Raw genomic sequence first — 19,548 nt, forward strand, 5'->3', positions numbered from 1 at the left:
GCACCACACCATGGCGATTGAGGTTTCCGGGGGATGGGCGACCCTCCTCAAGACTCTGACCGGCATGCCCTTTCCGCAGGCGAACGAGGACACCCTGCGGCTGGTCAGTGATGAATATCGCCAGATGGCCGAGAAGTTCCGTGAGGTGGAGGAGCTTCTGCGGCAGGTCGTCAGCCGTGTCGACGAGGACTTCGAGGGCGAGACCGCGACCCGGTTCGTGGCATACGCCCGGCAGTTCGTCGAGCGGACGAACGGCAATGAGAGCATCCTCGACCGGGCCTACGAGGACGCCATCAAGCTGTCGAAGAACGCCCACAAGACAGCCGCCGACATCGAGTACACCAAGTGGATGATCTTCGGCCAACTGGCCCTGCTCGTCGTTCAGATAGCCCTGGCCCAGGCCCTGATGCCGGTGACCGCGGGGCTGTCGGAGATCTGGGCGGCCGCCGCCATCGCCGCGTTCCGCTCCATGGCGCTGCTGATCCTCAAGTTCCTGCTGGCCCAGATCATCATGCAGACCATCACCGGTCTCGTCGGCGGCCTGCTGCTCGACTCCATCCTCCAGCTCACCCAGATCGGCCGCGGTGACCGTACGGAATGGAACAAGAACTTCACCGCGGACGCGGCGAAGTTCGCCGCCATCGGCGGCGCGCTGGGCGGGCCGTTCGCGCTGCTGGGCGGCGGGCTCGGCAAGCTGCTCGGCAATCTGACCGGCAAGGGCCTCGGCAAGATCCTGGGCAACGACGCGGGGAAGGTGCTGGGCAACGGGCTGGCCGGGGGCGGCAAGGGCGCGGGCGGTGCCGCGGGCGCCGCGGGCAAGGCCGCGGGCGGTCTCGGCAAGGGTGCCGGTGGCGCGGGTGCGGGCGGTCTCGGCAAGGGTGCGGGTGGCGCGGGTGCGGGCGGTCTCGGCAAGGGTGCGGGTGGCGCGGGTGCCGGAGCCCTGGGTAAGGGCGCGGGCGCCGCAGGAGCGGGTACGGGCAAGGGCGCGGGCGCCGCGGGCGCGGGGCTGGGCAAGGGTGCGGGCGCAGCGGGTGACGGCGCGGCCGGAGCGAGCGGCAGGGCCGGAGCGGGCGCCGCGGGCCAGACCATCTCGGAGGAGTCCGCCCGCAAGCTCGGCGAACGCCTGGGCAACATCATGGGCCGGACCAACGAGTCCCTGAACCATGTGGGGGCGGACGGCGTCAGGGGAGCGGCCGCCGGAGCGGTCGGACGAGAGGTCGTCAAGGACTTCGCGAACGCCTTCGAGAAGAACCTCGGGGGCTCCCTCGGCAACGAGACCGCCCGGAACCTGGGCCGCGACTACGGCGAGGCGCTGGTCAAGAACTGGGGCGGCAAGGCCGACTGGCAGGGGCTGACCCATTCGCTGGACGACGCGCTCAAGCCGTACGTGAAGGACCTGGGGGAGAACGGGGTGCGTGCGCTCTCGCACGACCTTCCCGGCTCCTTCGTCCAGACCATCAGCAAGAACATCGAAGGGAACATCGGCTTCCGGATCGGGAACTTCGTCGGCGAGATCGCCGGTGAATCGGGCCACGCCGTGGTCACCGAGGGCATGTACAACCTGATCTTCGGGCCCGAGCACAAGTTCACGGTCAGCGGCTGGACCGCGGCCGCGGGCGCGGCGGGCGGTGTCATGGGCCGGGGAGTGGCCCACGGCTTCCAGTCGCTGCACCACGCGGTCTCGGGCCCCCCGGCCGCGCCGCCGCCGCGCCCCCCGGTCTTCTCGTCCGACTCGCCCACGCCGCCGTCCGGCGCGTCGCGGCCGAGCACGGAGTCGAACGCGACGGTGCGCGACGGCTCCGGTCCGAGCAACGACTCCGACAACCGCACGCTCACGGATTCGGCCTCGGAATTCGGTTCGGACAACGCCTCGCTGCGGAGCGGCGACGACAACGGCTCGGACGGCGACAGCCTGTACTACCTGGACGTGGACGACCTCTCGGACAGCCGGACGCTGTACTCGCACGACGACGACGGGGACGCCGCACCGTACGACGCGTCCGGGGCGTCCGCCCCTTCCTTCGCCACCAGTTCGAACGGCGCGGACTTCACGAACGGCGTGGACTTCACGAACGACTCGAACGGCCCGAACGGCCCGAACGGCCCGAACGGCCCGAACGGCCCGAACTCCGCGCACGACGGCAGTTTCACGAACGACGGCAGTTTCACGAACGACGGCAGTTTCACGAACAACACGGACGGGTCGAGCAACACGGGCGGGTTCAATGCGGCGAACAACGGCGACACCGCGGACTACGGCAACACCGCCAACAACTCCGGCGACTCGACCACCGGCTCCCTCACACCGGAGCCCCCCGTACCGCCGGACTCCGTGACGGAGCTGGACCTCCTGCTGAACAGCCTCCCGGACGTGCCCGAGACGCTGTCCACCCAGGACCAGGTGCAAGCGAACCCGATGCAGGACGTCCCGGACGCGAACGCGCTCCTGGACGACCTCCCGGACGTCCCCGACACCCCGCTGGGCACGGTGCTGTCTCCGGAGGCGGAGCGGCTTCTGGCGGACCTGCCCGACGTACCCCGGAACGACCTCACGCAGACGTCCGACGACGGCTCGGGCGTGTCGTCGACCGGCCGGAACGACGACTCCGGGCCGGGAAACCGGACCGCGAACGACCTCGATCGACTCCGGGAGCGCCTGGACCGGCTCAGGGACCGGCAGAACTCCGACGACTCCGACTCCGACCTGGCCGCACGGCTGGCGAAGCTGCGGGAGGGCGGCTCGGACGGCCTCGGCAGCCCGGCGCGCGTGGACGAGCTGCGTGAGCAGTACCGCGCGGCCCTGGAGGAGGAAGGCATCGTCGGACCGGAGTCCGACGGGACGACGACGGGTATCGGAGGCGAGGGAGCCCTCCCGTTCCACGCCGCGGGCGGCATCGCGCCGCCGCCGCGCCCCGTACCGACCGTTTCCACGGGCCAGGGCGCCGGCTCCGCCCCCGGCGGGGTACGGCAGCAGACACCCGGAGGTCCGTCCACGGACGGGGCCGAGGTGCTGTTGCCCGACGTCCCGCAGCACGAACCCGGCGCCCTGCCCTTCACGGAGGACGAGCCGGACCTCGTGTTCCCGGACGTTCCCGATACCCCGCCCGGCACCGGGACCCCGTCCGGGAACCGGCCGGAGACGGAAGGAGCCGGGAGCGACGGGAAGGGACCGGCCGCCGAGGACCCGCCGAACTCCCTCCGTACGGAGTCGCAGGACGAACTGCCCTTCCGCGACGGCTTCGACCTGTACGACGACGGCAACGTCGATTCGCTGATCGCGCGCCTCGACGAACTGGGCGGCCTCACCGACGACCCGGTGAGCCGGCTGGACCAGCTGCCCGACGTACCCGAGGGCCTGACTCCCGGCGAGCAGCGCAAGCTGACCAGGGACGTGGAGCGGGAGACCGACGCCCTGCTGGCGGACGCCCGGCGGGTCGGCGTCGACAGCGAGACACGGCAGCGGCTGAGCGAGCGCATCCGCGACGACGTCCGGTCGGGCCGGCACGCAGACGCCGCCGACGGCCTGCGGGAGCTCGGCGACCTCGTCGCCGAGCACGGCCTCGGCGAACGCCTCCAGCAGTTCCGCGGTCATATGGACGGCGGATACGAGGCACGGGCCGCGCAGCTGGGCATGCGCCGCACGGAGTGGCTGCGCCACGCCCTCGACATCGAGCAGTCGGCCCTCACCAACGATCCCCGTCGGACGACCCAGCTGCTGGACGACTTCGAGAACCGGCTCGGCACCCTCGGGTCCGAGCTGAGCGCCCGCGCCGACAGCAGCCCCGAGGCCCTCCAGAAGCAGTTGGCCGACAACCGGCGGGCCGACGCGGAAGAAGCGGGGATGGACCGCGAGCGGTTCCGCGAGTGGGAGGACCGCCGGGAGCAGGCGGCGACCCCCGAGGATCTCCGCAGGGTGCAGGCCGACTACGACGCCGAGCTGGAGACATCGCGACGGCTGGCGACCTTGCGGGAGCTCGGTGCGTCCGAGACGGAGCTGACCACCTGGAAGAGCCGGTTCGAGGGGCCGGGCCGGGGAAGCGACCTCGACGCGCAGTACGAACGCCGCACGGTCACCCTCAGCAGGGATGCTGAACTGGATTCCTTCCGGGCGAGGCTGGATGCCCTGCGTGAGGGCGGCCCCCAGCAGGAGTCCGCGGAGCCGGTGCCCCCGCCGAACGACGGGGACGGCGGTGACGGCGGTGAGGGCACCCCCGGCCAGGACCGGTCCGCCGAGGATTCCCGGGCGGAGAACGACCGGATCCTGGAGGAGCGGCTCGACCGGCTGAGCGAGGGTGCGGACGACACCCGCATGTCGCGGGAGGAGCGGCAGCAGTGGGAGGAGCGTCGCGCGAACGCCGAGGACGACGCGGCGCGGCAGGCCGTCGAGCGCGAACAGCTCGACCGGATGGCACAGCTGGAGCGTGACCGGCGGCTGAAGGCCGTCGCGGACGGCGGCCCCGAGGGCGCGGAGCGCAGCACCGAACGCCGTGCCGCATGGCAGAGCAGGCTGGACGAGGCGGCGGGCGACCCCGGGGCCATCGACCGGGTCCTCGACAGCTACGACGCCGAGACGGCGGAGCTGAGGCGTGAGGGACAGGACCGCCTGGAACAGGAACTGCGTGCTCCGGACCGCCTGCGGGACCTCGACCGGCGTATCGACCGCTCGCTCGACAAGCTGCCCGAAGAGGTACGTGAACAAGCGGCGCACGACGCCCGTTCGCTGGCGGAACGCCTGCGGAACCTGGTCGCTACCGGCAATGAGACCGGTGGGCCCAAGGTGGACGACGGCGTTCCGGAGAAGAGCACCGACGTCCAGGACACGGATCTGACGGACACGTCGAACACGTCGGACACGTCGGAAACATCAGGCCTGTCGGGCCCCTCGAACACCGGCCCCTCGAACACCGGCCCCTCGACCACTGTGCGCAATCCGGTCTCCCGGACGGCGAACGTCGACGAGGGCGCCGGCAACTCGGAGAAGACCCCGCGGCCGGCCGGCCCCGGACAGGACAGGCGTGTTCCGGTGCAGCCGGGCGAGCAGCTGATGGAGGCTCCGCGGAAGCTGGACGACGCGTCGGAGTCCGGAGGGAAGGACGGGGACAGCGTTCACTCGCTGGAGCGGGACGACCTGCCCTCTCCGAATGCCCGTCGTGTGCGTACACAGACCGAGGACGACACACAGTCCCTCACCGACACGCGGACCGTGTCGGAGTCCGAACCGCACAACGACGCCGACCTCAAGTCCGAGGAAACCGACTCCGGCCTCAAGTCCGAGGACGACGACGCCGACTCCGTGGCCTCCGTCCCGAAGGACTCCGACATCCCGGTGAAGGAGAACGAGGAGCCGCCCGGCGGCCCCGGCGGTGACGGCTCCGCACCCGCGGGCTCGTCGGGCGCCCACCTGCCCACGGCCCGTGACAAGGCCCTGAGCGCTCTGTCGGCGGACGAGTACGAGCAGCGGATGTACCGGGTACGCCGCGACCGTCCGGACCTGACGACCGATGAGGCCCTCCGGGACGAGGTGTACCGCCGGATCGGGGACCCGGGTGTGAAGGTGGTGAAGGCGCACTTCGCCGACCCGCAGCTGACCGAGGGCGTGGATCCGCTCCCGCAGGAGCGGTCCGGAGAGTTCGTCACGTTCGACGACAACGCGATGCTGCCGAAGTCGCTGAAGGGGCACGGGCACGGACGGATCACCGTCAGGGGTGTCGACGCGCTGGCCGAATCCATCGCGGCGGGAGGGCGTCTGCGCCCCGACGGGCTCGACGAGTTGAAGCGCGTGCTCATCCAGAGTCCGCATACGCTGCTCAGCCCCCGGACCTTCATCCTGCCGACCGTGGACGGCGGCCACCGGGAGATCTCCCTCTCGGTGGAGAGCTACGGGAACTGGCGCCGCCACGCCGAGCCCTCGCCGTTGGCCGTCGTGGACGAAGTGACCGAGCCCGTACCGCACACGAAGGACGGGAAGGGGAACGAGGGCAGTTCGAGCACCTCGAAGACGGAGCGACCGCAGGCGGAAGGGTCCACGACCGACGCGTCGAAGACGGACGCTTCCAAGACCGACGCTTCCACGACCGACGCGTCGAAGACGGACGCCTCCAAGACCGACGCTTCCACGAAGGACGGGTCGAAGACCGCCGAGGCCGAGGCCAAGACCACCGACGCCCCCGTCAAGATCGAGACCGAACTCCGCACCCGCCCCGGCGCGACGGAGACCAAGTCCCTCGGCACCTCGCGCGCCTTCGGCGTGGCGATCCCGCTCGGGCCCTCCGCGGGCACCTTCGGCGCCTTCGGGTCGGTGTCCCTCAGCGCACGGCGGATGGAGGCCGGCTACACGTACACCCACGAGAGCCGCGCCCAGAGCAGTGTGACCACGGTCGGCAAGGACGGCAGCCATCTGCATGTGAGCGACCTGCACATCGTCGTCGAGTCCTCACGTGTCTGGGACAGGAAGGGCCGTGAGCTGTCCCCGGACCAGCAGCGGTCGGCCACTCCCGCCCAGCGGCACTACCGCATCCAGGACGGCGTCACCTGGCGGGTCCCGGACAGCGTCACCGACCCGGCGATCCCGGACCGGCTGCCCGCCACCTTCACGTTCGTGCAGGGCGCCCGGCCGCACCTGCTCGCCCCGCTGAGCGTCACCACGGAGACCCGCCTGCTGGACTGGGCACTGGCGAACTACCCCGAGGCGACCCCCGGCAGCTTCCTGCGCCACCAACTGGCCGATCTGTTCAGCGAGGAGAGCCTGCGCACCATGATCGCGCAGAGCTCCGGCGAGACGGTGGTCAGTGCCCCGCTCTTCGCCGGTCTCGGCAACCGGTCACTGGGCTCCGTCGAGCTCCGGCTGGTCCCGGTCGACGCCACACTGCTCCGGGCATCCGACAAGACCGAGATCAAGAAGGCCGACGCACAGCGCTCCACCGCCACCACGGAGAAGAAGAACACCCAGGGCGCCGGGGCGGGGATCTCCGCCGGTCCTCAGTTCGCGCTGCTCCAGCCCGCCGGCACCCTGAATCTCCAGATCGGGGGCTCGGCCGGCCTGACGACCCAGCGCGCGGAGAGCAGCTACAGCGGCAACACGGCCGAGTCCGTGCGGACGCTCAACAGCCGGGGCCACTCGGGGCTCTACGACGTCCGTTTCCGGATCGAGGTGCGCAAGCCGGGCGGCGGTTGGGTGTCGCCCGACGCGTCCGGGGCGACCGTCCGGGCCAACCCGAACCACCTGAACGAGGGCGTCGCCTTCCTCAATGCCACCGTGCAGCTGCCACGGGCCGACGCACGCCGGCTGGCCGGCTGGGACGACGGCACCGCACCCCTCCAGGGTGCCGAGGCGCCCCCCGCCCCCGCGTATCTGTCGCAGTCGAACCCGGCGACGTTCGGCCTGCACGCGGTCGTGGACCTCGCGGCGACCCGCACCCAGGAAACGGTCCCGCCCCACGTCTCCCTGACGGACGAGCTGGCCGACCGCGTCCAGATGGGGCTGCACCGCGCCTACCCCGACCTGGTGCTGCCGCCCCACCGGGACACCGACGTCACCGGCGGCGAGAACAGCGCCAACGACCGGAAGTACAACAACGCCGCCCGCAACACCCATCTGCTGCGCCAGGCCCTCTCCCGTACGGTGCTCGAAGGCTCCCTCGACCGCCTGACGAGCACCGGGCTGCGGATCCAGCTGGAGCAGCTCGACTCCGTCCACAAGCGGTACGTGGTTCTCACCGTGCGCGCGGAGGCGACGAACCGTCTGTTCGCTGGCACCCACCACGATCTGGGTCTGGCCAACAACGTCCTGTCGACCCGTCGCGCGGACAGCGCGACCACCCGTACCCACGGCTGGTCGGTCGGCATCGACGTGGGGCTCACCGGGATCGAGCGCTACGGCGCCACCGGGAGCCTCGGCTACCGGTACGGCAGGCAGACCGCCTACGGCATGACGTACGGCCCGACGCTGACCCCGGACGGCGGCATCACGAGTTCCGGGTCGCAGCACCTGTGGTCGTACGACCTGGTCTTCACCGCCGAAGCCACCAGCTTCACCCGGCCGCGCCAGATCGCCCGGACCCTGACCGGCGAACTGCTCAGCACCCGCTGGTTCGTGAAGCAGGCGGCCGGGAGCGTCGATGTGCTGACCACCGGGCAGGGGGAGGGACAGACCGCCCCGGCTCCCGTCACCGGCCGTGTGACCCTCGCCGTACCCGCCTCGCTGTCCGTCCCCTCCGCCCTGCCCCTCAACCGGCCGGAGACGGTCACGGTCCCCGCGCCCGTAGCCATGGACCCGGCCCTGGCCGAACTGCTCTCCTCCGGAAAGCCCGTCTCCACGGACCACTGGACGCCCCACGCCCTCTTCGGCGGCCTGCACTCCGTGCAGAGCGTCACCGCGCCCGAGCTCGTGGTGCGCCACCTCAGGGAACTGCTCGCCTCCGTCTCCGGCAACTCCTGGATCTATGGGACCGACGGGACCCCCGCCTCCACCGCCCTGGCCGAGGCGTTCACCCCCGGTCGCAACGAAGCGGACTTCAGCGACGCGGCGCAGACGGGCAAGCACGTCAGCGACCTGTTCGGGCGGACGGCCGTCACCGACATCACCGCGTCCGTCAGCGCCTGGCCCCAGGTGCGCGGGACGCGTGTCCTCGCCGTCGTCGACTCCAGCGACCTCGCCCTCTCCAACATCGGCTCGGGCACCAGCGGAGCGGGACACTCGGTCGCCCATGTCCGCAGTCACACCGTCTCGGCCCTGCTGGCCTTCCGGGCCAAGCACACCGATGCGTTCCAGACCTCCGGCACGTACGGCCTCACCGCGTCGCCGTACCAGCGCACCAGCACCGCGACCGCGGCCGAGACCTTCTCGGCGAACCCGGCCCACACCGTCCAGTACACCGGACCGATGGTCCTGGTCAGCGCCGATGTGGCCTGGCACCTCGCGGCCCGCTCCCAGCCGTCCGGCCTGCTCCAGGCACCCATGGAACTGATGCGCGGCCGGCCGCCCCAGGGCCGGGTCGTGGAGATCCCCGACGGCCTTCTCGTGTGGATGCCGCTCGACGAGGCGAGGAGGGCCGGTCTCTTCGACGACGGTCTCACCGCTCCGCCGCCCCAGCAGCTCTTCACCGCCGTCGGGGCGGCAGCCCACGCCACGCTCACGGTCGGACGCGTCGACATGTCCGGGGCGATCGGCGAGTTCATGAACCACCTGCTGGACACCCTGCCCCAGCACAAGAGCTGGCTCGGGCCCAAGAGCCTGCTGGCCGACCAGCTCGGCGGCCTGGCGCGGCAGATGACCACCCTGTCACCGTCCGGCATCCGGGCCCTCCAGACGGGCATGGAGAACGGCGGCACCTCCCTGCGGCTGGCCCGGAACAAGATCGGGCCCGCCAAGGACGCCAGCCTCACGGTGACCCTGCAACGGACCGGTTTCACCCCCGGCGCGCTGCGCCACGATGTGAAGCCCACGATCACCCGGCCCACGTCCACGGCGGAGACCGTCACGGAGAAGCTTGCGCGCGGGTTCGAGGCCGGCTACCGGCTCACCGAAGTGCCCACGATCTGGGACCGTCCGGGTCTCCGCAGCGGCGGCTTCACCCTCGACGACCGGGTCGGATCCACCCGCTCGTCCTCCCTGGCACACGCGGTCTCCGACGCCGTCAGCGCACAGGTGGCCTTCGAGGGACCAGTAGTGACCGGCCGGACGGCATTCAGCGTCACCTTCACCCTGGAGCTGCCCGACGGGACCGTGGTGACCCGGACGTACTCCGTCGGCGAAGCCGAGGTGGTGCTGCCGCTGAGCCTCGCCCGACCGCAGAAGACGGAACAGCAGAAGACCGAACAGCAGAAGACGGAACAGCAGAAGAGCGAATCCCGGGAGTCGGAACCGCAGAAGACGGAACCCCGGAAGCCCGCAACGAAGAAGACCGGAACGTCGGCGGCCCACCCGCCCCGGGAAGCCACCCGTCCGATACTGCTCCCCCCGGACCGGCAGCAGGCCGTGGAGCTGCGGGAGCGCGGCACGGCGGGCAGGAAGCTGTTCGCCACCGGCCCGGAGAGCGTCGTCGTCACCACCGTCGGCGGCATCCCCGTACTGCGGGACGCCGCGGCGTACGCCGTCGACCTCGCGGTCAAGGGACGCGGCACGACCACCGACGCGACGACACCGATGCCCACGGACAGCAGCGGCCGCTATCCGCGCAGGACGGTGCTGACGCGGCCCGGCACCGCCGCCGGTGAAGCCCTCAAGGGAGGCATCAGCACCGACGTGCTGAGCGCCTACCTTCCGCAGATGATCCGCGACAGCCTGACCGTCACGCTGCACGACACCACGTCGACGATCGGCGGGACGGACGCGACGCTGAAGATCTCCGCCGACGTCGACCTGTCGCGGGCCAGGCTGCTGGCCGTGGACCCGGGCGCGGGACTCGGCGGCAGCCGGCGGACCATGGACAACGACACCTACACGGGTGACACCACCGAAGCGCACCTGCCGGCGATGACCGGGGGACCGGCCTTCCAGACACAGCCCCTGGTGCAGGCCACCGACACTGTGCCGGGCTGGACGGACTCCGACACGGCGGGTGGTGCCGCCGACCGCCGGACCTCCGCGCTGACCACGCTCAAGCCCTTCGCGGGCGGCGCCGTGCTCATCCAGGCACCCCTGCGCGTACTCCAGACGGCGCAGGCGTCGCACCGCATCGCGGACCTGCCGGTCGTCCCGTCGGCGCTCAGGCCCGGAGGCCGGCCGCCTGTCACCGTCGAGCACACGGTTGAGGACGGCGTGACGATGTGGGTGTCGTTCGACGTCGCCCGCGAGCACGGACTGCTGCCGCCCGAGGTCGAGGCAGCGGCGGACACCGTCAAGGAGCAGACCAAGAAGTACACCGAGGCCGCCACGAAGGCGGAGAAGGCCGAGCGGCGCCTGCGCGCACTCGAAGTTGAGGTCTCCTCCCTCCGCGCGGAACTCCTGCGCCTCCTGGAGACGCCGGCGCCCACCGGCACGGACGTGGACGCGGCGCGGGAGAGCCTCGCCACGGCCCGCTCCCGTCACGCCGAGGCCCAGCAGGACCTGGTCAACCACCGCCGTGACCTCGCGACCGCCGAGCGGCATCTCGCCGGTGCCTCCGAGGCCGCCTGGCAGGCGGTCGACCACTACACGGTCACCGGCACCCGGCCCGCCGGCCCGCCGCCCCCCGCCTGGAGCGAACCGGTCGCCGCCGAGGCCACCGAACAGGCTCCGGCCGCGGTCGCCGGATACCCGTCGCCCGCCGAAGCCCTCGAAGCACAGGCCTCCCCCGAAAGCCAGGACGCTCTGCCGCCCCTCGTCGCGCGGGAGGACATCCTCGCCCGTACGGAGACCTGGCTCGACAACGCCGGGCCGCTGTCGGACAACGACGCCGTACGCCGGGAACAGACCAAGGCCGCGGGCTGGGCGCAGCGGCTGCGGACGGCGGACGCCGCCTACCGGTCGTCGCTGGAGGCCGTACTGGCCGCGCGGTCACCCATGAGGGCCGCCGAGCTCCAGGAGGCGCGGGCCCACAAGTCGACGGAACGGGCGGAGGCCGAGCGACGGCTCGACGCGCTCGACGCCGGGCTGAAGAACGCGCGGTCGGTCTATGACCGGGCCGTCGCGCAGCTGACGGCCGACCACCGCGAACTCGGCCTGGTGCAGGCGAACTTCGAGTCGGTGACCACGGCCACCCGCGAGGTCCTGCAGCCGGGGGCCGAAGGCGGCCCGCCCCGTGTCGTCACCCCCTGGCACCCCGCACCCGAACCCGAGGGCTACGTCCGCCCGGCCGACGCGAAGTCCTCGCCCGCGCCGTACACCGCCGAGGGCGAGGACACCCAGGGGCGGCCGGTCAGCCTGAAGTCGCCCGACGGCCGTGTCCTCCAGCTCATGGAGCCGCCCGCCACCGGACCCGCGCACCTCGACATCGGCACGAGCTTCCACCGGTCCCTGCTCGACGCGGTCGAGCGTGCCCGTCCGGGGCTCCTCGCCGAGCTGGGGCTCCAGGCGGCCGGCCGGGCCCTCTCCGCCGACGACGTCCAGCACCTGCGGGCCCGCCTCGCCGACCGGCTGATGGCGGACCGCGGCGAACTCGCCGAGTTCCTCGCGATCGATCCTCAGGAACGGTTCACCGCGCGGGAACTGGCCGACGCGGGAATCGAGCTCAACGCGGCGCAGGCCGACGAACACTTCGACTCGCGCGGACGACTCCCGGACACCGTGGCCGCCGGGCTGACTCCCGCACAGCGCCTGGAGCTGGCCCGTACGACACTGCTGCGCTCCGGCGACGGGCAGATCGGCGACCGCAAGGACGCGGGCTGGAACCACTCCGCGGGAGACCTGACGGTACTGCTCGCGGCCCGTGTGCTGGGGGTACCGGTCACCGTGGTCCGGTCGGACCTGAGCCATCTGACCTTCATGCCCGCACCGGGGACGGACGCGGGAACCGGTGAGCGGTCGGGCGTGGTGCTGCACCTCGCCGACGACCGGTACCGGCCCGCCGTGCCCACCGCGACGGACGGCATGCTGCTCAACGCCGACTCGGAGATCGTGGAGAGCACGGAGCCTGCCCTGTCCGGGAGCACCGCGAACGTGCCCGTCCGGTCCGCGGCCGCCGAAGGTCCGATCCACTACCTGGGCGACGGAACGGGCCCGCGCACCGCGGTGCCCAAGGAACTCAACTTCATCTGGCTGGGCGGCGTACTGACCGATGCCGCCCGCGTCAACATCCGGGCGTGGGCGGACAAGGCCCGCGACGCGCGTTGGAAGCTGAGCATCTGGACCGATGACGACGGCTGGAAGAACAACAAGGAGTTCCTGAAGGACCTGGTGGAATCGGGAACCGTCAGCCGGGGGAAGGTCAGGGACCTGTTCGACGGGAACAAGAGCTCGGGCGGGAAGAGTCTGCCGTCCAACGTGCCCAAGCTGTACGAGGCCGCGCGGAAGCTGAGCAGCTTCGCCATGGCCTCCGACGTCGCCAGGTACGCCCTGCTGCACAAGCACGGTGGGGTGTACCTCGATGTGGACCTGGCACCGGGGACGGTGGCGCTGAGAGACGAGGGCGTGATGCTGGCCAAGGGTGACGACACCCTGCCGATGTTCGGCCCCGAGCTTCAGGACTTCAGCAGCGTACGGAAGACGCTCTCCGTCGCGGCCGACGCAAACGTCGAGAACCGCATTCAGGAGGCCGCCCAACTCGCCTACGAGCGGGGGAGCTTCGGGAACCAGTTCATCGTCGCGCACCCCAAGAGCCGTTTCATGAGGCAGGTTCTGGAGAATCTGCCGGACGCCAACAGCAAGGACGCCCTCACCAGAGGTCTCCTTGAGGCGGACATGAAGTCGAAGAACGTGGCCGGCAGGACGGGGCCGGTATTTCTCTCCGGGCAGTTCGACGTGCACACCAAGGCACTCGGGCTCGTGCAGGTCCCGGAATTCACCTTCAGGCCGCCGCCCACGCGTTTCCGTGTCAGGTTGGCCGACTGGGAGGACTGGTCGGGTCTGGGCTGGGTGACCGCGGAGAGCGAGAACCAGGAAACCCCCCTGACGACGGCCCCGCCGTCCCGGCAGGGAACCCTGACCAAGCGCCTCGGTGACACCTTCAGGAAGTTCAAGTCCTCGGCGTCGTGGGGCACGGTCAGGTCCACCGCGCCATCGGCACGGGTGCCGGACAACGACGGGGAGTTGCCGAACAGCGTCCACACGTCCTCGGAGCGCACGGAGCGCACGGAGCGCACGGAGCGCACGGAGCGGAGCAGCGGGACACCCAGGGACGAACTCGTCGGCAAGGACGGCCGGAAGGTCTCCTTCGAGCAGGTCCGGCAGAGCCTCCGGACGATCCGGGACGCCAGGGGCGAGGTCATCGGATACGCGTCGCACAGCGACCGCGACTGGGCTCCGCGCAAGGACTTCTACGCGAACTACCGCGCGGACGAGAAGTCCTTCAAGGCCTACCGGGCGGCGGACGGCGGCAAGTTCGTCCCCGTCGCCGAGGACCAGGCGTCGCCCAGCACGGTGCCCTGGCACTCCGGCACGAGCACGCCGGCCGGACAGCGGACACCCAGGCCGGTGTTCTTCGACGCCCACGGTTCCCGGGACGGCGTCAAGCTCCACATCGACGGCGGGCTCCCGCTGGAGGTCGACGGCGCCCAGTTCGCACGTTTCATGGAGACGCTGGGGGACCCCGACCGGCCTCCGGCTCCCGTGGTGCTGGTGGCCTGCGACACCGCGAGCGTCCGCTCCACGGACGGGGGAAGCGTCGTGAGGGACGCGGCACGCGCGGTGCCCGGACGCCTCTGGTACGCCCCCGATGTCGCGGTCGGCCATGTGGGGCCGCCGGCCGGAGCCGCCGCGGGCGGAGCGACCGGGGTGCTGGCCCTCCTCCAGGACCGGACGACCGGGCGCCGGGGGCAGTGGGTGACCGCGAGCGAGCCCACCGAACTGGAAGCCCTGCTCACCCGGGAGAGCGGGCGGACCGGTGAGGCCACCGGGGGCGGGGTGAAGACCCAGGACGGTCAGGGCCTGCGGCGGGACGCGGACGAGCTGTTGCCGAACGCCCTGTCCGACGAGTCGTCGTCCACCGAATCCGTCGGGCTGAGCCTGGGCGGCGGTACGGGCGCGGGGCAGTCGATACCCAAGGAGCTGAACTTCATCTGGCTGGGCGGCGAGATGACGTCCGCCGCCCGCGGGAATCTCCGGAGCTGGGCGGCCAAGGCCGAGGAGTCCGGCTGGCACATGCGGATCTGGACGGACGACAGCGGCCAGGCCGCCAACCGTCGTTTCCTGGACAGCCTCGCCGAGCTCGGGCCGGTGACCAGCCCTTCGGTGAAGTCCCTGTTCGAGAAGACGTGGACGAGCCGGAACCCGCTCTCCGACGACGTGCTGGCGAAGGCCCGGCGGCTCTACAAGTCGGGCCAGGAGCACCGGAGCTTCGCGATGGCCTCGGACGCCGCCCGGTACGCGCTCCTCTACAAGAACGGCGGTGTGTACCTGGATGTGGACCTGGCACCCGGGGCGTTCACCCTGCCGTCGGACGGCGTGCGGATGCCGACGGGGGACAATCTGCCCATGTTCGGGCCCGGTCTGCGGGACGAGACCAGTGTGTTCGGCAAGCCGGCCCCCGGTGAGACACCGGACCCGAACCGGGTCCTGACCCCTGAACTCATCCGCGCGGCGGCCGAGGAGCGCTACCGGCTCGGTCAGTACGGCAATCAGTTCATCGCGGCCCATCCGCAGAACCCGTTCATGAAGCACCTGCTGCAGAGTCTGGTCAACATGAAGACCCTGACGCCGTTGGAGCTGGCGGCGAAGATCGGGGAGATCAAGGCGCGGAACGTGGCCGGCATCTCGGGTCCCGGCTTCATCGACACACAGATGAACACGTACAACAGGGAGTGGGAGAAGGCGCATCCGGCCGGGGCGAAGAAGCAGCTGAGGGGATCGGACCGGTTCAAGCCCTCGGACGCGGCCCGGAACGTCTGGATCGATCTGACCTGGGTGACCTCGGAGAGCTCCAACCAGGAGACCGCGTCGCTGACCGACGCGAACGAACCGGCACCGGCACCGGAGCCGGTCGCGCGTTCCGCCACCTTCCGGGGCACGCTGAGGAAGCTCACCGCCACGTTCAGGAGTGGTCAGGGGGACGGGGACGGCACCGGTTCGTTCTCCGGGTCCCCGCAGTTCCTCCCCAACACCCGGACCGTGCCCCGGGCCGACGACGGCCTCACCCCGCCGTCCTCGTCCTTCCTGCCGCCCTCGTCCGGACCGCTGTTCACGCCCACGTCCGGCGACCTGACACCGGACGCCCTGCTCACGAGTCCGGACGGACGCCAGGTGACCTTCGGCCAGGTCTACGAGGGTCTTCAGGTGATCCGTGACACCGACGGCCGGGCGCTGGGCTACGCCTCACACAGCCCCCAGGACTGGGCGCCCCGCAAGGACTTCTACGCCGCGTACCGCTCGGACGAGGAACTGTTCGCGCACTTCCGGACCGCGGGGGAGGGCAACCCCGTCCTCGACACCGACTCCCCGGCCGGCGAGGTCCCCTGGCGGGCCGGTGCCTCCGCGCAGGGTACGAAGGAGCCGGTCGAGCCGCTGTTCTTCGACGCGCACGGCACCGAGAGCGGCATCGAACTCCATGTCGTGGGCGAATCGCCGTTGGTCGTCGACGGGGCCCAGTTCGCACGTTTCATGGAGACGCTCAGGGATCCGGCCAAGCCCCCGGCCCCGGTCGTCCTGGTCGCGTGCGAGACGGCGAAGATCCGGAGCGGCGACGGCGGGAGCGTGGCGAAGGACGCGGCGGACGCCATACCCGGACGTCTCTGGTACGCGCCCGACACCGAGGTCGGCCACGCGAAACCGCCCGGCGATCCGGACGGCGCCACCGGTGTGCTGGGTCTGCTGGCGGATCCCGGCACCCGGCGCCGCGGTGAGTGGATCGTGGCCGGGGAGTCCCTCGGGACCGACTCCGCCACCGTGCCCGTTCCGCGGCGGGAAGCGGTGCCGAACACCGCCACGTTCTCGGACCTGATCTTCGCGACCCTCAACTCCGCCTCGCCGGACAGCGCGGAGCAGACCATGTCGCAGGACCTGACGCAGACCGGTCCGGAGGCCGAGCAGCCGGAACTCGTGACACCCGCGCCGGTCAACGAGGCGCCCGCCCCGCAGGAGCTCGTCCGGCCACTGCACATCACCTACACGGAGGACGGCGCGGACCCGGAGGCACTGGGGGCGGATGCCCATGCCGAGGACGGGGTGCGCAGGTACGTCTTCACCTCGCTGAACAGGGGGGACCACGACGCGGTGGCGCTGCTCCTGGACCGTTTGGAGGCATGGGAACCGCAGCCGGCCTATCTGGAGAATCTGCGCACTCAGGTGGACATGCTCTCGGCCGCCGCCGAGGCCCCTCTCCCCATTCCGAAGGAGCTCCATTTCGTCTGGCTCGGCGGCGACCTCCCCCCGGCCGCGCTCACGAACATTTTCGCGTGGGTCGACCTGGCCCATGGCGCCGGCTGGAAAACCAACCTGTGGACGGACGGCAACACGAAACTGAGCACGGGCACCCAGTTCCGGATCCGGACCACGAGGGGGTTGCAGCGGAGGCAGATCGATGCGGTCATCGACCAGCGCCTTGCGGATTCCTTCGGTGTGGCGAGCAAGGGAGGCGCGTACCCGTTCGCCTCCGACCTCGCGCGGTACAGCATCCTCAAGACGCATGGAGGGATGTACGCCGACGTGGACCTGGGCCCCGGAACGATCGACCTCACCGACGCGAGCACCCCGCGGCTCCGGCACAACGACCTGCCCGTCCTGGGCCCGCTCATCCGCGACGCGGAGAGCCTGGACAATACGCTGAAGGAGAAGGCGAGGCTGGAGGGCGTGGCCCATGTGCCGCTGACCGGGCTGCCGACCAGGGAGCAGGTCCGCGCCGCGGTGACCCATCAGCTGCACACCGGTGGCTACGGCAATCACTTCATCGCCGTGCCCGAGCGATCGGTGTTCATCGACCGGCTGATCGACAAGGTCGCCGCGAACATCGCGGATCGAGGGATCGACGGTGTGGACGACATGAAGCTGGGGGGCCCGGTGGCCTCGGGGCCGTTCCCGCTCATCCAGTTGCTGTTCCACCATCTGAACGTGGAGTTCGGCGTGAGCAATCTCCAGCCGGGCGAGTTCCACTGGTTCCAGCGCCAGGGCGAGCGTTTCCACGAACGCATGGAGTGGCTGACCGCCGAGAGCGAGAACCAGAGTTACGAACGGTGACGCCACGTCATATGTAGAGGTACGGGCGGGAACTGATCCCGCCGCGGAGCGACCGAGAGGACGAGAAAAGTCGATGGCAGGGAAAGAGGGCTCCCCCGTGAAGCCGGTGCGATCCACCGAGGAGGGCGAGCCCGCGCGCAACCGGGACGAGGCCGTGGGCACACCGCCCCCAGGCACTGGGGCGCCCGGAGCCCGGGGAAGCATAGGTGCCCCGCCCTCGCCGCCGTCGCGCACGCCGACGGAGGGCGGCGACGGCGGCATCACCGGTGGCAAGGACGGCGGAGCGAGGACGCCGACCGCCTCGAAACCCGTGCCGGAGAAGCCCGACGAGCCCGAGGCCCAAGCCCCCGCGGTGGTGCACGCGGCCGGGGTCTCCATCGGCAGGACCGCTTCCGGGCACGAGGAGCAACCGGACGGTGAGGCCTCGGCGGTCGCCCAGGAGGAGGCACCGACGGCCGTGAAGTCCGCCGCCGTGGCCGTCTCCACCGCTGCCGCAGGCGCCGCCTCGTCGGGTGCCCCGGAGAGCACCGCAGGGAAGACGGCCGGGGTGAACACGTCCTCGTCCGCCGAGGCCGCCGCGGAACCGGCTTCCACGAGCGGGACTTCCGCACCCACGGCGACGGCTTCCGAAGCGACGGCTTCCAAGGGGGCGGCCTCCGAAGGGGCGGCTTCCAAGGGGGCGGCCTCCGAGGAGGCGGCTTCCGAAGCGGCGGTCGCCGCCGAGCCGGCCGGTACCACCGCCACCGCCACCGCCACCGTCTCGGCCGCGGCGTCCTCCAGCCCGCCGGCCGGTGACGCGGCGGGCGAGGGCGGCGCCCCGGAGCGACCGGGCCGGGTGTCGCGCCCGATGGTGGTCGCGGCCGCCTTCGCCGGTGCGCTGCTTCTGGCGACCCCGTTCGTCGTGGCGAGCGCGCAGAAGGACGAGGCCAAGCCGGAGAACCGCGAAGCGGCGGCGGCGTGGAAGGGGGACGGGCGGGCGGGCGGCTACGTACCGGACACCGACCCCGACAGCCCCGAGGGCAAGCGGGCCGCCGCTGCCGGCAAGCCGGGCGCCGCCCCCGCCCGGGGCGACAAGGGGCCCGTCGGTGACGTACGCGCGGACACGGGCGACGGGCGCAAGCCCGCGGACGGCTCCGCCGGGGCCGGGTCCAAGGGCGCCAAGGACAGCAAGAGCGGCGCCGGAAGTACGGCGAAGAGCGGTTCCGGCGCCAAGGCCCCCACAGGCACGGGCTCGGGCACCCCCACCAAGGCCCCCTCGTCCGTTTCGGCGCCCAAGTCGGCACCCGCCGTGGTCTACAGCGGTGTGTCCGGACCGGAGTGCCCCACGCAGCGCTTCCAGAAGTCCGGCTACTACAGCGACGGCAAGGAGGGCTGGGCCACCCACAGCGGTGGCTTCAACGGCTACGGCTGCGCCGGGAAGTACCTCTCCATGCCCATGTCCGGCAGTTCCTCGAAGGACTCGGGCGGCTCGGCGACCTGGCTGTTCGACCTGCCCGCCACCGCCAGGAAGTGCAGCATCTCCGTCCACGTACCCGGGAGTTCCGACATCGCGCGGGTCGGCGGCGACCCGAGCTACTACACCGTGTACGACCGGTTCCTGCCCAGGACGAGCAACCTGGTCGGCTCCTACTACGTCCGCCAGCAGGATCGGCGCGGCACCTGGTACAACGTGCCGGGCACCTTCGCCGTGGACGCCCAGAAGCTCTCCGTGCAGTTGCACGACCGGGGCGAGGACAACGACTACGAGCACCACGCGATCTCCGCGATCAAGGCGACCTGCACGGGCTGAGGAACCGCCCGTCACC

At 71.4% G+C, this 19,548-nt stretch carries 2 protein-coding genes; both read left to right on the forward strand.

The annotated features are described in order from the left end of the window. Positions 1 to 64: 64 nt before the first annotated feature. A complete protein-coding gene (locus tag ACIGJO_RS31020; RefSeq protein ID WP_399963843.1) occupies positions 65 to 17,743 on the forward strand; it encodes a glycosyltransferase in 17,679 nt (5,892 codons plus the stop codon). A gap of 97 nt (positions 17,744 to 17,840) precedes the next feature. Then, positions 17,841 to 19,532, forward strand: a complete 1,692-nt coding sequence (locus ACIGJO_RS31025) for a hypothetical protein (protein WP_399963845.1) — start codon at positions 17,841 to 17,843, stop codon at positions 19,530 to 19,532. Positions 19,533 to 19,548 lie beyond the last annotated feature (16 nt).

Source organism: Streptomyces sp. NPDC079020, assembly GCF_044542225.1.
Taxonomy (GTDB): Bacteria; Actinomycetota; Actinomycetes; order Streptomycetales; family Streptomycetaceae; genus Streptomyces.